The following is a 13,482-nucleotide window of genomic DNA, read 5'->3' as shown; positions in this document are numbered from 1 at the left end:
ACCCGTTTCACGCCTGACCGACCAGCCGCCGCCTCCTCAGTGGAGGTATACGTCCTGTCGATCTGCACCACCCCGGTCAGCCCCGTCACGGAGTCTGCTCAGTCGGCTGTCGTGGTGAGGAGCGCGTCGAGGGAGTGCTCGCAGAGGTGCTCGAGGGCGTCGGCGGAGATCGTCGGGTGGTCGATCCAGGTGAGCAGGGTCTGCTCGACGTACCCCTGCCAGCCGTGACAGGCGAGTTCGACGGTCGGGGTGATCTCGATCCCGCGCTGGGAGACGGCGCTGATCACCCATCGGCCGAAGACCTGCCGGATCTCGGAATGCAACGCCCGTACGTCCGGATCGCCGGCGGCTGACATCAGGAGGGTCGCACGGTAGAGCTGGGGTGCCTCGAGGACGGCGCGGACGAAGGCTCGGATGCCGGAGCGCAGCCGCTCGTCCGGGGGCAGGGACGGATCCGGGGCGGTGCGGAGCATGACCTCCGCAGCCGCCTCTTCGATCACGGCGTACTGGAATTTCTTCTTCGAGCCGAAGTAGTGGAACAGCAGCGCGGGGGAGACCTTGGCCTCGGCGGCGACGAGCTCGACGGTCAGCTCCCGGTGCGGATCCGCGAGCAGCACCCGCCGGGCGGCCGCCAAGATCTGCGCCCGCCGTTCGTCAGGCCGCAGCCGGGCGGACGAGGTCTGGGTCATGGGGCCTCCCGCCCTGGACTGAGGAGCGGAGGGAGCGAAGCGACTGGAGCGACGAGGGAAGGGCGGGAGCCAAGGCCCCATGACCCCGCCGGCGCCGAAGGCCCGGCCAAAAGCACAGTCATAGGGACAGTCTATTGAGTAATCGGTCAACAAGCACTTACTGTTGAGTATCTGCTCAACAAGCTGGAGGTTCAGATGCGCCCGTTGACCGGTCAAGTCGTCCTCGTCACCGGCGCCTCCCGGGGGATCGGGGCCGCGGTCGCGCGGAAGCTGGCCCGCGAGGGCGCCACGCTTGCCCTGGTCGGCCTGGAGCCGGACGAGCTGAAGAAGGTCGCGGAGGACTGCGGCCCGGATGCCGGCTGGTGGGAGGCCGATGTCACCGACACCGAGTCCCTGCGTGCCGCAGTGGAGGCCGTGGCTGAGCGCTACGGCCGGATCGACGTGGTGATGGCGAACGCCGGGATCGCCGCACCGGGCTTCAGCCGGAGCATGGACCCGAAGATGTGGGAACGCGTCCTCGACGTCGACCTGTACGGCGTCTGGCGCACCGTCCACCTGACCCTGCCGTACTTGCTGGAGAGTAAGGGATACCTCCTGCTGGTCTCGTCCCTCGCGGCGATCGTGCACATGCCCGGGCTCGCGGCGTACAACGTGGCGAAGGCCGGCGTGGAGGCGATGGGCGACACCCTGCGACCGGAGCTGAAGCATCTCGGGGTCCGGGTCGGCGTCGCGCACATGACGTTCGTCGACACCGACATGGTGCGGGGAGTGGACGACCACCCGGTGTTCGGCAAGGTGCGGACCGGCATCCCGCTGGCGAGCAAGGTGTACCCGCTGGACTTCGCCGTGGACAAGTTCGTCGACGGCATCCGGAAACGCTCGCGGACCGTGCACGTGCCTGGTTGGATCGGAGCCATGAAGGTGTTCCGCTGGCTGCTTCCACACGTGATCGAGCTGGGCTCGCGCTTCAGCGTGCCCAAGGCCGACCGGGCTGCACTCGCCGACATCCAGGCCCGCGGCGCCGCCGAGTCGTCCCGCGCCACGGGCGCCGGCGGCAGGGCCGACGCGGAGAAGGCCGCGAACAAGTGAGCCGCGCGTACGACGTCGTGCTGCTCGGGGCGAGCGGCTTCACCGGAGCCCTCACCGCGGAGTACCTGGCGAGGAACGCACCGGCCGACCTCAACTGGGCCGTTGCCGGACGCAACCAGAAGAAGCTGGAGGTGTTCGGTAAGGACGTCCTGTACGCGGACGTCACCGACCCGAAGTCCGTCCAGGCCCTGGCCGAGTCGACCAAGGTCGTGGCCACCACGGTCGGTCCCTACATCCAGTACGGCGAACCAGTGGTGGCGGCCTGTGCCGAGGCCGGGACGGACTATCTCGACCTGACCGGTGAGTCAGAGTTCGTCGACCGCATGTACGTCGGCTACCACGAGCGCGCCGTCCAGACCGGCGCGCGGATCGTCCACGCGTGCGGCTTCGACTCGATCCCGTACGACCTCGGCGTCCAGTACACCGTCGAGCAACTCCCCGAGCGTGTCCCGATCAAGATCGACGGACTGCTCCGGGCCGGCGGCCGACCGTCCGGCGGCACGTTCCACACCGCGATCACCGCTTTCTCCCGGCCGAAGCAGCACCTCGACGCCCACCGCGCCCGTCGCCAGGCCGAACCTCGCCCGGACGGTCGCAAGGCCGGCGCGGTCACCGGCCGGATCCACCGTCAGCAAGGCTTCTGGGCCGTCCCGCTGCCGACGATCGATCCGCAGATCGTCGGCTACTCGGCGCGGCTGCTGGACAGTTACGGCCCCGACTTCAGCTACTCGCACTACGCGGCGATGAGGCGGCTCCCGATGGTTGCCGGCGGCATCGGTACCGTCGGCCTCCTGGTAGCGGCCGCGCAGGTGCCACCGCTGCGCAATGCGTTGCTGAACCGGCTGAAGCCCGGCGACGGCCCGAGCGCGGAGCGCCGCGCGAAGTCCTGGTTCAACGTCCGTCTTGTCGGCCGCGGTGGCGGCAAGGAGGTGATCACCGAGGTCGCCGGCGGCGATCCCGGGTACGACGAGACCGCGAAGATGCTCGGTGAGAGCGCCCTCTGCCTGGCCCTGGACGACCTGCCGCCGACGGCCGGCCAGACGACGACAGCGGCGGCCATAGGCCCGGCCCTGCGTAACCGTCTCGTCGCAGCGGGAATGACCTTTGCCACCCTCAGCACGGACGATTACTAACCGGGATCGCCGTCCACGAGACCGTGAAGATGGTCAGGGGTGCCCCGGAACGATCCCGGACTTGTGCCCGGTTGGTACGGGAACACGTCCGGCAGGTGGCAGGCTGGGGGACATGAGGACGCTTCTCAATCTGATCTGGCTGGTGCTGGCCGGGTTCTGGCTGGCGGTCGGCTACGCGATCGCCGGCATCATCTGCTGTGTGCTGATCGTGACGATCCCGTTCGGCATCGCAGCGTTCCGGATCGCCGGGTACACGCTGTGGCCGTTCGGCCGGACGATGGTCGACAAGCCGGGCGCCGGCGGGGGCGCGCTGCTCGGCAACCTGATCTGGATCGTGTTCGCCGGCTGGTGGCTGGCGCTCGGCCACCTCACTACCGGGATCGCGCTGTGCCTGACGATCATCGGCATCCCGCTCGGCGTGGCGAACTTCAAGCTGATCCCGATCTCGCTGGTCCCGCTCGGCAAGGAGATCGTTCCGACCGACCAGCCCTTCGCCGTCCGGTGAGGTCGCTCACCGTCCTCGGCTCGTGCGGCGCCTGGCCCGAGGCCGGCCGTGCGTGCGCCGGCTTCCTGCTCGAGTACGACGGCTTCCGCGTGGTCCTCGACCTTGGGTACGCCACCCTCCCGCGACTGCTCGAGCACCGTCCGAAGGGCGAGGTCGACGCGGTCGTGGTCACCCACCAGCACCCGGACCACTGCGTCGACGTAAGTGCGCTCGCCCGGGTCAGGTACTACGAGGCACCGGACGCACAGCCGATCCCGCTGCACTGCACTCCGGGCGTCCTCGACGTACTGCGAGCCCTCGAGCCGATCCCGGATCCGGCCACCGTCTTCGAGTTCCACGACCTCGCGACCACCGAGCAACTCGGGCCGTTCACCGTCGAGACCGTCGAGTTGCCGCACTACAAGACCAACTTCGGTGTGCGGTTGTCCGCGCCGGGCGTGTCGCTCGCCTACACCGGCGACAGCGGTCCGTCTCCTGACCTCCGGAAGCTGGCCGAAGGAACGGACCTGTTCATCTCCGACGCGACCCTGCAAGGTCCGTCGCCGGACACGACACCGCGCTATCTGATGACGGCTGGTGAGGCCGGTCGTGGTGCGCGTGGCGCCCGGCGGCTGCTGTTGACGCATTTCTGGCCGGGCTCGGACCGGTCGGTCTCGGTGGCCGAGGCGGAGCAGGAGTTCGACGGTGAGGTCATTGCGGCGGACGAGGGCCTGACCATCACGCTGTGAGCGGCCCCGAACAGCCCGGCCACACCGGAACCTTCTGTGGCCGGGCTGCCGCTCACTTCGCTCGGGCCACGATCTTGCGCACGTTGGCGATGTCGCCGCAGCCGGAGTCGATCAGACGCGCCCGCTCCTCGGCGAACGCGTCGCCCAGGTTCCGCCGTACCTCCTCGGAGACATCCGTCCGCGCCGGGTTGAGAACGTCGCGCTCCTCCTCGTCGAGGTGGTGGGTCAGCGCTTCGGACAACTCGTGGAGCTGCTTGCTGAACTCCTCGCTGTCCGTGTCCTCGATCTCCATCAGGTCGAGCAGCGCCTCGTTGCCCTCGTCGTGCTCGTGCTCGGAGTGCGCGACCTCCTCCGCGTCGATCGCATCCTTCTTCCGCAGCGCCGGATAGACCTTCGCTTCCTCGGCCTCCGCGTGGGCGATCAGCACGGTCGCCAGATCGGCGAGCACAGCCTCCCGGTCGCTCTGGACGTCGCGCAGTTCGCGCAGCGCCTCCTCGAACCACCGGTGGTCCGCCAGGATGATCTCGACCACGTCGCCACCCGTCGCGGGCAGGATCTTCGGCATCCGTTCCTCCCTTCGTCGAGCCCTCCGGTACCCGGTTACCCTGCAGCCATGCCGACTGCCCTGGTCCGACGCCCCAGCCCGCGTCTCGCCGACGGACTCGTCACGCACATCGAACGGACCCCGGTCGACGTCGAGCTCGCCGTACGGCAATGGCAGGGGTACGTCGGCGCGCTCGAGGCGACCGGGTGGACGACGGTCGAGGTGCCGGCGATCGACGAATGCCCCGATGGTGTGTTCATCGAGGACACCATGGTCGTGTACGGCGACCTCGCGGTGATCGCACGATCCGGAGCCGACGAGCGCCGGCCGGAGGCGGCCGCCGCGGAGCAGACGGTCGCGGACCAGGGCTACCGCATCACGCACATCACCGCGCCCGGCACGCTCGACGGCGGCGACATCCTGAAGGTCGGCTCGACTGTGTACGCCGGGCTCGGCGGGCGGACCAACGACGAAGGCATCCGGCAGTTGCGGGACGTGCTCGCACTGCTCGGGGCCGACGTACGCGCGGTGCCGGTGCGCAAGGTGCTGCATCTGAAGTCGGCGGTGACCGCGCTGCCCGACGGGACCGTGATCGGCTACGAGCCGCTCGTCGACGACCAGGCGGCGTTCGACTGCTTCCGTCCGGTCCCCGAGGAAGCGGGGTCGCACGTCGTGCTGCTGGGGGAGGACCGGCTGTTGTTGGCGGCCTCCGCGCCGAAGTCCGCCGAGCTGTTCGAGGAGCTCGGCTACACGCCGGTGGTCGTGGACATCAGCGAGTTCGAGAAGCTCGAGGGCTGTGTCACGTGCTTGTCGGTGCGCCTTCGGCATTGAGCAACGGCAGTGCCGCCTCTGCGGCCTGCAGGTCCCGCTTCTTCCCGCGCACCTTGGCGACGTCGCACGCCTCCACAAGTGCCGTGCGATAGACCGAGGTGTCCGGATGGGTCGGGCCGAGTGCGGCCGCGGCGCCACCGACCGCGTGCGCGAGCATCTCGATCGACGCCGCGATCTCCCCACCGGAGAGGAGCGCGCGCCCAAGGGCCGCCCGGTCGCGGAGCAGTTGTGGGTCGTGCTGATCCAGGTCAAGCGTGTCGACCGCGACGATGTCCTGCAGGAGTTGCGCCTCGGAGCGCGGTCCGCCGACCATCAGGCGAGCTCCAGTGACGGCCTCGGTCGCTGTCCGGGTCAGGTCGTGGTTCGGCCCGAACACATCCACCAGTTGCGGGATCAGGAGCTCGAACCACGCGATCGCCCGTCCGTAGTTCCCGGTCGCCAGCAGGCCTTGCGCCACCCGCAGCCGGACCCGAAGCGTCGCCGGGTCGTCCGCCGCGAGCACCTTCTCCCGCTCGACCAACGCGGATTGATAGAAGGGCAAGGCCTGCCCGGGCTCGCGCTCGTGCCAATACGCCTCGGCCTGCTTGTACGCCGGATCGCCGTCCAGCTCCGGGTGATTCGCGAGCGCCGACACCGGCTCACGCCGTACGACGGTCTGGAGCGGCCGGTCGATCACCTTCCGGCCGATGTAGCTGCGGCCGCCGGTCGGGATGATCCGGTACCGGGCGACCTTCGACACCGGGACCCACAGGATCGTGCTGTAGAGCGTGCGTACCGAAGATCCGCAGCTCTCGCAGACGTCCCGGTGCCCGTAGAACCGGCTCCCCATCGGGCCGGCCGTCTCGGCCGCGCGCCACGCGATCGACGACGACGCGCACGCGCCACAGAACGGGTAAACCCCCCGCCGTTCCTCATTCACTCGGCCTATTCTGGTCGCTTTCGGGCTCGTCGTCTCCCTCCTGCAACCCGATGGTGACCTTTGACAGGGCCGGGTCGTCGGTGGCGAACGTCCGCACCGGTCCCGGCGGGGTGTCCGCGGTCTCGAAGCGGACCGTGACGCGGCCGCGTCCGGAACCCCACACCCAGCCGTGGCCGTAGTCGGGATGGGCGACGTCCTGACCCGGGTAGAACCCGATCTGGTCGCGCGGGCGCTCCGGCAACTCGACCACCTCGACCGGGGCCTCGGCGTACTCGCTCTCGGTGAAGAGGTCGTCCTGGATCCAGTCGGCGAGCGACGACACACCCACCCCGAGCAGCCGGATGCCGCCGCCGATCTCGCTGTCGTCGAGCAGCCGGCGGGCGACCCGGGCGATCACGCGGGCGTCGTCGGTCGGGCCGGCCAGCGTGGACGACCGGGTGTGAGTGGTGAAGTCGTGCATACGAGTCTTCACCGTGACGGTCCGGCCGGAGAGCTGCGCCTTCTGCAGGCGCTCGGAGACACGGTGGGCCATCCGGTCGCCGATCGCGGCCAGCAGCGAGCGGTCGATGATGTCGGTCTCGAAGGTGTCCTCGACACTGACCGACTTGGTCTCCCGGTCGCTCACCACCGGGCGGTCGTCGGCCGCGATCGCGAGCCGGTACAGGCTCGAGCCGTGCGCGGAGCCGACCTGACGGATCAGCTCCTCCTCGTCGAGCTGCTGCAGGTCGGCGACCGTGCGGACGCCGGCCATGCTCAGCCGCTGGGCGGTCGCCGGACCGACACCGGGAATCACTGTGACCTGCATCGGCGCGAGGAACTCGGCCTCTGTCCCGGCCGGCACGACGACCACACCGTCCGGCTTGTCGAGATCGCTGGCGATCTTGGCGATCAGCTTGGACGTGCCCGCGCCGACAGACGCGGTGAGGCCGCCGCTGACCTTCTGGATCGCCGCCTTGAGATCGTTCGCGATCGCCTGCACGTCGTCGACCGTGAGACCGCTCAGCCCGGACGCGGCCAGGTCGATGAACGCCTCGTCCAGGGACAGCGGCTCGACCAGCGGCGACAGCGCCCGCATCTCCGCCATCACCGCTCGGCTGGACTGCCGGTACACCTCGAACCGCGGCCCCAGGTAGGCCGCGTGCGGACAGCGGGACCGCGCCTCCGCGGTCGACATCGCGGACCGGACGCCGTATTTGCGGGCCTCGTACGACGCGGTCGACACGACACCGCGGACGCCGACTCCGCCGACCACGACGGGTTTGCCCCGCAGCGACGGCTTGTCCCGCTGCTCGACGGCCGCGAAGAACGCGTCCAGATCGACATGCAGCACCGACGGATCCCCACGCACGACCCCAGTGTCCCTGTTATGACCGACAATTCCGTTATGAGCTTCCCCGACCACTGGGACGACGGCACCGATCCGGCGAGTCCCGACCATCAGGTCCATTGGTACGACGAGCGCACGGTGATCATCCGGCAGGCGCTCCGGACCAACTTCGAAGGCCCGTTCCTGTACCTCCTGCTCGGCACAGAGCGCGCCCTGCTGCTCGACACGGGCACCGGTCACGTGAGGCTCCGCCCACTGGTCGAGAGCCTGCTGAGCGGACAGGAGCTGATCGTCGCCCACACCCACGCGCACGGCGACCACGTCGGTGGGGACGCCGAGTTCGACAGCGTCGTCGGCCGAACACCGGAGGAGGTGGCGGCGTACTTCGGGATCGCGGACTGGCCGAACGACGTGGTCCAGCTCGATCTCGGCAACCGGGTCCTCGACATCATCCCGATCCCGGGGCACCACGCCTCGCACGTCGCGGTCTACGACCGGGCGACGCGGCTGCTGATCAGTGGCGACTCGCTGTACCCCGGCCGGCTGTACGTCTTCGACTGGCCGGCGTTCCGGGCGAGTGTCCGGCGGCTGACCGACTTCGTTGCCGCGGGCAATCCCGTCGAGTGGATCGTCGGTACGCACATCGAGCTGACGGACCAGCCCGGTCAGGACTACGAGCTGGGTTCGGCCGTGCACCCCGGCGAACACGAGTTGCCGCTCGATCCCGCCGTACTGACCGAGCTCGCCGGCGTGCTCGAGGAGGCGGGACCGGAGCCGGTCCGGATCGTCCGCGACCACTTCATCGTCTACCCGGTCTGATCCACCACGCGATTGCGCCGCCCACGGATGGGCACCTTCGGGCACACTGAGGCCATGCTGTAGGGGAGCCCACCAGGGGAGGCCGAAATGGGTGAGGAAGTCGACCGGGTCGAGTTCACCCGGGCGGACCGGACCGCGTTCCGCAATCAAGTGCATCGCAATCTGGACGCCTTCGCGCGGATGCTGCGCGAGAACCGGTTCGCACCCGAGCGGCCGATGACCGGGATCGAGATCGAGCTGAACCTGGTCGACGAGCAGTGCGACCCGGCGTTCAAGAACGGCGAGGTTCTGAGCGCGATCGAGGACGACGCGTTCCAGACCGAGCTCGGCCAGTTCAACATCGAGATCAACGTGCCACCCGGGCAGATCGACGGCATCGGCCTGGACACGATGGAGTCCAGCATCCGCGAGAGCCTGAACGCGGCCGAGGAGAAGGCGGCCCGGACCGGGTCGTCGATGGTTGTCGTCGGTATCCTGCCGACGCTGCTGACCGAGCACATCCATCGCGAGGCACTGAGCACGAACCCGCGGTATGCCTTGCTCAACGACCAGATCTTCGCCGCGCGGGGCGAGGACGTGCAGATCTCCATCGACGGGATCGAGCGGCTGCAGGTGACCGCGGACAGCATCGTGCCCGAGGCCGCCTGTACGTCGACGCAGTTCCATCTGCAGGTGACACCCGAGGCGTTCCCGCGGTACTGGAACGCGGCGCAGGCGATCTCCGGCGTCCAGCTCGCCGTCGGCGCGAACTCGCCGTTCCTGTTCGGTAAGGAGCTATTGCGGGAAACGCGCATCGCGTTGTTCGAGCAGGCCGCCGACACGCGGACGCACGAACTGAAGACCCAGGGCGTGCGGCCGCGGGTGTGGTTCGGTGAACGCTGGATCACCTCGATCTTCGACCTGTTCGAGGAGAACTCCCGCTACTACCCGGCGCTGCTGCCGGTGACGTCGGACGAGGATCCGATCGCCGTCCTCGATCGCGGCGACACACCGGCCCTTTCGGAGTTGCGGCTGCACAACGGGACGATCTATCGCTGGAACCGGCCCGTGTACGACGTTGTCCGCGAAAAGCCGCATCTGCGGGTGGAGAATCGGGTGCTGCCGGCCGGGCCGACGGTCGTCGACACGATCGCGAACGGCGCCTTCTACTTCGGCCTGGTGCGGGCCCTTGCCGACAGCGAACGGCCGATCTGGTCGCAGATGTCGTTCAGCGCGGCCGAGGAGAACTTCCACGAAGCGGCCAAGGACGGGATCGACGCGGAGGTGTTCTGGCCGGGTGTCGGTACGGTGCGCGCGACCGAGCTGGTGCTCAGACGCCTGCTGCCGTTGGCATCCCGGGGACTCGAGGCCTGGGGCGTCGACACCGCCGTACGGGACCGGTTGCTCGGAATCATCGAGCAGCGCTGCCTGACCCACCGCAATGGTGCGTCGTGGCAGGCCGACGAGTTCCATCGACTGTATACACAGGGATCGCACGGACGGCGGGACGCGTTGCGCGGAATGCTGCGCCGCTACCGCGATCACATGCACGAGAACCTGCCAGTTCATGAGTGGCCGGTGGACTGAACCGGTTAGTTATTTACGACAACGTTGGACAAGGGAACGCACGACTCTCTCCGCCCGGCAGGGGTCCGGCCGCGGAACCGGGGTCCCTCCGGCGGAACCGTGCCGAGCTCCGGCGACCTTGCCCAAGGCAACTGGGTGGACGAGTTCGATAACGACCCGGACTACAGGGGTGGCGCGTTGGGTGACAGCCCTGCAAAGGTGTGGCCACCGGAAGGTTAGAGAGTTTCGTCGCGGGTAGTACTCGGGCACCGGCGTGGCTGCCACCTCGGTGGTCCAGCCGGTGGTGGAGTACTACCCGCGTAACGATCAGCCCTCCGTCACGGCCGCGACACAGCTGGTGTAAATCCAGCGGATGCCGACCACGGTCGGGAGCAGTATCGTTCGGAACGGGTCGACACGACACCCGGAGGTGAGGCAGGGCGATGACAACCATCGTCGTGGGTTACGTGCCGAAGGCGGAGGGCCGTGCGGCCCTTCGGCGGGCGGCGGAAGAAGCAACGCTTCGGGACGCCAAACTGGTGGTGGTGAACTCGCACCGGGGTGGACGCAGCTTCGACAGTGATGAGGCCGCGGCGAGTGATGCCGCGCTGACGGAGGTACGGGAACAGCTCGACTCGACCGGCGTGCCCTACGAGGTGCGGCAGTTGGTGCGTGGACTCGATCCGGCGGAGGACCTGGTGGCCGTCGCCGAGCAGGTGCACGCGGAGTTCATCGTGATCGGCCTGCGCCGCCGATCTCCCGTCGGCAAACTCATCCTCGGCAGTAACGCCCAGCGGGTGCTGCTCGATGCTCCGTGTCCGGTGCTGGCCGTGAAGGCCGAGGAAGGGGAGGACTGAGGTGACTTCGACACGCAGCAAGAAGCTGTGCCTCGCACAGCAGCCCGACGCCGACGAGATGCTGAGCAGAGATCCGTTCGCCCTGCTGGTGGGGATGTTGCTGGACCAGCAGATCCCGATGGAGCGCGCGTTCGCGGGCCCGGTCGCGATCGCGCAGCGGATGGACGGACCGTTCGACCCGGCCACGGTCGCGCACTACGACCCGGACGCGTTCGTCGAGGTGGTAGCGGGTCCGCCGGCCGTGCACCGGTTCCCGACCGCGATGGCCGCCCGGATCCAGACGCTGGCCAAACACCTCGACGAGGAGTACGGCGGTAACGCTTCGGGGCTCTGGTCCGATGTCAAGTCCGGGGACGACCTGCTGGCCAGGCTCTCGGCCCTGCCGGGGTTCGGCGCGCAGAAGGCGAAGATCTTCGTCGCGCTGCTCGGCAAGCAACTCAAGGTCCGCCCGCGCGGGTGGCGCGAGGCGTCCGAGCCGTACGGCGAGGACGGCGCGTTCAAGTCCGTCGCGGACGTGATCGACGTGGCGTCGCTGGTCCGGGTGCGGCAGTTCAAGCAGGAACAACAGGTGGTCCGGCAGCGGGTCGTGGCCCCGCCGCTGCGGCGGACCCGTAACGGGTGACGGCAGACGACATCGAACGTTGACGCGATCAGGCCTCCACCAGGGCGGGAACGCCCGTACGGTGGAGGTCTGCGCATGTCCTTCGGGGGGTCGCGCGACGCCTGGGCTTGGTTCGCGGATTACAATGTAGTGTTGCCGCCGCCTGACCAGCGAGCAGCGCACACACAGTCATACCCAGAACGTGGCACCACCAGCACCATCACAACGTCGTACCGCCGTACAAACCCTGCGTCAGACGAGAGGTAATTCGTGTCGTCCAGCTCGTCCGAGAATCTTCCCGCCGAGTCAGCCCGGGCCGTGGCCGCCACAGCTCGCAGCACGGCTCCGAGGACCAGCGCCCGAGTGACCGAGCCCGCTGCCAAGAAGGCGGCCGTGAAGAAGGCCGCGGCCAAGTCTGCCGCCAGCACCAAGGAGGACGGTATCCCCGCCGCGAAGAAGGCCGCCGCCAAGAAGGCGCCGGCGAAGAAGGCCGCAGTTTCCGAGGCGGGTCTGGCGATCGACCCGAAGACCGGCAAGCCCCGCTCGCTGGACGAGGTGGACGAGGCGGACTTCAGTCCCGACGCGGTGAAGCCGCTGGAGAAGGAGCTCACCGAGGACGAGGGCTTCGTCGTCTCCGAGGCCGACGAGACCGACGAGCCCGAGCAGCAGGTGATGGTCGCCGGTGCCACCGCGGACCCGGTCAAGGACTACCTGAAGCAGATCGGCAAGGTCCCCCTGCTGAACGCCGAGCAGGAGGTCGAGCTCGCCAAGCGGATCGAGGCCGGCCTGTTCGCCGAGGAGCAGATCGGCGACGAGGCGAGCAAGCTGAAGGAGAAGGTCCGCGACGAGTACGAGTGGATCTCCGAGGACGGGCGCCGGGCGAAGAACCATTTGCTCGAGGCCAACCTGCGCCTGGTGGTGTCGTTGGCCAAGCGCTACACCGGCCGCGGCATGCTGTTCCTGGACCTGATCCAGGAGGGCAACCTCGGTCTGATCCGCGCGGTGGAGAAGTTCGACTACACCAAGGGCTACAAGTTCTCGACGTACGCCACCTGGTGGATCCGGCAGGCGATCACCCGCGCGATGGCCGACCAGGCCCGGACCATCCGGATCCCGGTGCACATGGTCGAGGTCATCAACAAGCTGGCCCGGGTCCAGCGGCAGATGCTGCAGGACCTCGGTCGCGAACCCACTCCGGAAGAGCTCGCCAAGGAGCTCGACATGACCCCGGAGAAGGTCATCGAGGTGCAGAAGTACGGCCGTGAGCCGATCTCGCTGCACACCCCGCTCGGTGAGGACGGCGACTCCGAGTTCGGCGACCTGATCGAGGACTCCGAGGCGATCGTGCCGGCCGAGGCGGTGTCGTTCACGCTGCTGCAGGAGCAACTGCACGCCGTCCTGGACACGCTGTCCGAGCGCGAGGCCGGTGTGGTCTCGATGCGCTTCGGCCTGACCGACGGCCAGCCGAAGACGCTGGACGAGATCGGCAAGGTGTACGGCGTGACCCGGGAGCGGATCCGGCAGATCGAGTCGAAGACGATGTCGAAGCTGCGCCACCCGTCGCGTTCGCAGGTCCTCCGGGACTACCTGGACTGATGACAGTGGGTCAGGCGATCGCCGGCGTACTCGCGCTGGTGATGCCTGCCTACGATTCGGCAACCTTGGCCGCCGCCGTGCTCACGGCGGCGGCCTTGCTGTTCACGCTTCTTCTCGTCGCGCGCACCTCGGCGCCCCCGGCCGCTCCGCTCCTCGCGCGGGCGACCTCGGTCCGCGATCGTGCGGAGCAGACCGTTTTCCTCCGGCTGTGTGATCCGGACGACGTCGGGCGGCCTCGTCCACGAGCACCGGGACGGTAGCGCTCTCCCTCGCTACCCGTTCCTTCTCACTCGTGGAGT

Annotated in this window: 15 protein-coding genes; 11 read left to right on the top strand and 4 right to left on the bottom strand. The window is 68.6% G+C overall.

Annotation, left to right across the window (positions count from 1 at the left end; translation table 11 throughout):
- Nucleotides 1-98 precede the first annotated feature (98 nt).
- The gene (locus ACXC9Q_RS04765) at nt 99-689 is read right to left on the bottom strand and encodes a TetR/AcrR family transcriptional regulator (protein WP_457055231.1); all 591 of its coding nucleotides are present in this window, start codon (nt 687-689) and stop codon (nt 99-101) included.
- A 195-nt stretch (nt 690-884) separates the two neighbouring features.
- Here ACXC9Q_RS04765 and ACXC9Q_RS04760 point away from each other — a divergent pair, with 195 nt between their 5' ends.
- The 4 genes from ACXC9Q_RS04760 to ACXC9Q_RS04745 all read left to right on the top strand — a co-directional run bounded on the left by ACXC9Q_RS04760 (nt 885) and on the right by ACXC9Q_RS04745 (nt 4,144).
- Nucleotides 885-1,778, top strand: a complete 894-nt coding sequence (locus tag ACXC9Q_RS04760; RefSeq protein WP_457055230.1) for an SDR family oxidoreductase — start codon at nt 885-887, stop codon at nt 1,776-1,778.
- On the top strand, nt 1,775-2,911 hold the full coding sequence (locus ACXC9Q_RS04755) for a saccharopine dehydrogenase family protein (RefSeq protein ID WP_457055229.1): 1,137 nt from the start codon (nt 1,775-1,777) through the stop codon (nt 2,909-2,911). The genes ACXC9Q_RS04760 and ACXC9Q_RS04755 overlap by 4 nt, the downstream gene beginning before the upstream one ends.
- A gap of 112 nt (nt 2,912-3,023) precedes the next feature.
- Nucleotides 3,024-3,416, top strand: coding sequence for a YccF domain-containing protein (locus tag ACXC9Q_RS04750; protein WP_457055228.1), 393 nt, complete (start codon nt 3,024-3,026; stop codon nt 3,414-3,416).
- Nucleotides 3,413-4,144 (top strand): MBL fold metallo-hydrolase, encoded by a 732-nt coding sequence (locus tag ACXC9Q_RS04745; RefSeq protein WP_457055227.1) that lies wholly within the window; start codon nt 3,413-3,415, stop codon nt 4,142-4,144. The genes ACXC9Q_RS04750 and ACXC9Q_RS04745 overlap by 4 nt, the downstream gene beginning before the upstream one ends.
- A 52-nt stretch (nt 4,145-4,196) precedes the next feature.
- On the opposite strand, the gene ACXC9Q_RS04740 is transcribed toward ACXC9Q_RS04745, so the two are convergent.
- Nucleotides 4,197-4,709, bottom strand: coding sequence for a hemerythrin domain-containing protein (locus ACXC9Q_RS04740; protein ID WP_457055226.1), 513 nt, complete (start codon nt 4,707-4,709; stop codon nt 4,197-4,199).
- 48 nt (nt 4,710-4,757) lie between these two features.
- Here ACXC9Q_RS04740 and ddaH point away from each other — a divergent pair, with 48 nt between their 5' ends.
- Nucleotides 4,758-5,519: a dimethylargininase gene (gene ddaH / locus ACXC9Q_RS04735; protein WP_457055225.1), complete on the top strand. Its 762-nt coding sequence runs from the start codon at nt 4,758-4,760 to the stop codon at nt 5,517-5,519.
- Here ddaH and ACXC9Q_RS04730 read toward each other — a convergent pair.
- Together ACXC9Q_RS04730 and ACXC9Q_RS04725 are read right to left on the bottom strand one after the other, a co-directional pair.
- Nucleotides 5,488-6,438 (bottom strand): tetratricopeptide repeat protein, encoded by a 951-nt coding sequence (locus ACXC9Q_RS04730; protein WP_457055224.1) that lies wholly within the window; start codon nt 6,436-6,438, stop codon nt 5,488-5,490. The two genes, ddaH and ACXC9Q_RS04730, sit on opposite strands and share 32 nt — an antisense overlap.
- Entirely contained in the window at nt 6,431-7,786 is a 1,356-nt protein-coding gene (locus ACXC9Q_RS04725; RefSeq protein ID WP_457055223.1) for a DNA polymerase IV, read from the bottom strand. The genes ACXC9Q_RS04730 and ACXC9Q_RS04725 overlap by 8 nt, the downstream gene beginning before the upstream one ends.
- 36 nt (nt 7,787-7,822) lie before the next feature.
- Here ACXC9Q_RS04725 and ACXC9Q_RS04720 point away from each other — a divergent pair, with 36 nt between their 5' ends.
- From ACXC9Q_RS04720 to ACXC9Q_RS04695, 6 genes are all read left to right on the top strand, one after another.
- Nucleotides 7,823-8,584: an MBL fold metallo-hydrolase gene (locus ACXC9Q_RS04720; protein ID WP_457055222.1), complete on the top strand. Its 762-nt coding sequence runs from the start codon at nt 7,823-7,825 to the stop codon at nt 8,582-8,584.
- 87 nt (nt 8,585-8,671) lie between these two features.
- The gene (locus ACXC9Q_RS04715; protein ID WP_457055221.1) at nt 8,672-10,150 is read left to right on the top strand and encodes a glutamate--cysteine ligase; all 1,479 of its coding nucleotides are present in this window, start codon (nt 8,672-8,674) and stop codon (nt 10,148-10,150) included.
- A gap of 422 nt (nt 10,151-10,572) precedes the next feature.
- Nucleotides 10,573-10,986: a universal stress protein gene (locus tag ACXC9Q_RS04710; protein ID WP_131337975.1), complete on the top strand. Its 414-nt coding sequence runs from the start codon at nt 10,573-10,575 to the stop codon at nt 10,984-10,986.
- A 1-nt stretch (nt 10,987) separates the two neighbouring features.
- Nucleotides 10,988-11,608, top strand: a complete 621-nt coding sequence (locus ACXC9Q_RS04705) for an HhH-GPD-type base excision DNA repair protein (protein ID WP_457055220.1) — start codon at nt 10,988-10,990, stop codon at nt 11,606-11,608.
- Nucleotides 11,609-11,857: 249 nt separating this feature from the next.
- Nucleotides 11,858-13,183, top strand: coding sequence for an RNA polymerase sigma factor (locus ACXC9Q_RS04700; RefSeq protein WP_457055219.1), 1,326 nt, complete (start codon nt 11,858-11,860; stop codon nt 13,181-13,183).
- Nucleotides 13,183-13,443, top strand: a complete 261-nt coding sequence (locus ACXC9Q_RS04695) for a DUF6412 domain-containing protein (RefSeq protein ID WP_457055218.1) — start codon at nt 13,183-13,185, stop codon at nt 13,441-13,443. Before ACXC9Q_RS04700 ends, ACXC9Q_RS04695 begins: the two co-directional genes overlap by 1 nt.
- Nucleotides 13,444-13,482: the final 39 nt, after the last annotated feature.

This window comes from Kribbella sp. CWNU-51, assembly GCF_054073265.1.
This window is presented reverse-complemented; position numbering and strand designations above follow the sequence as displayed.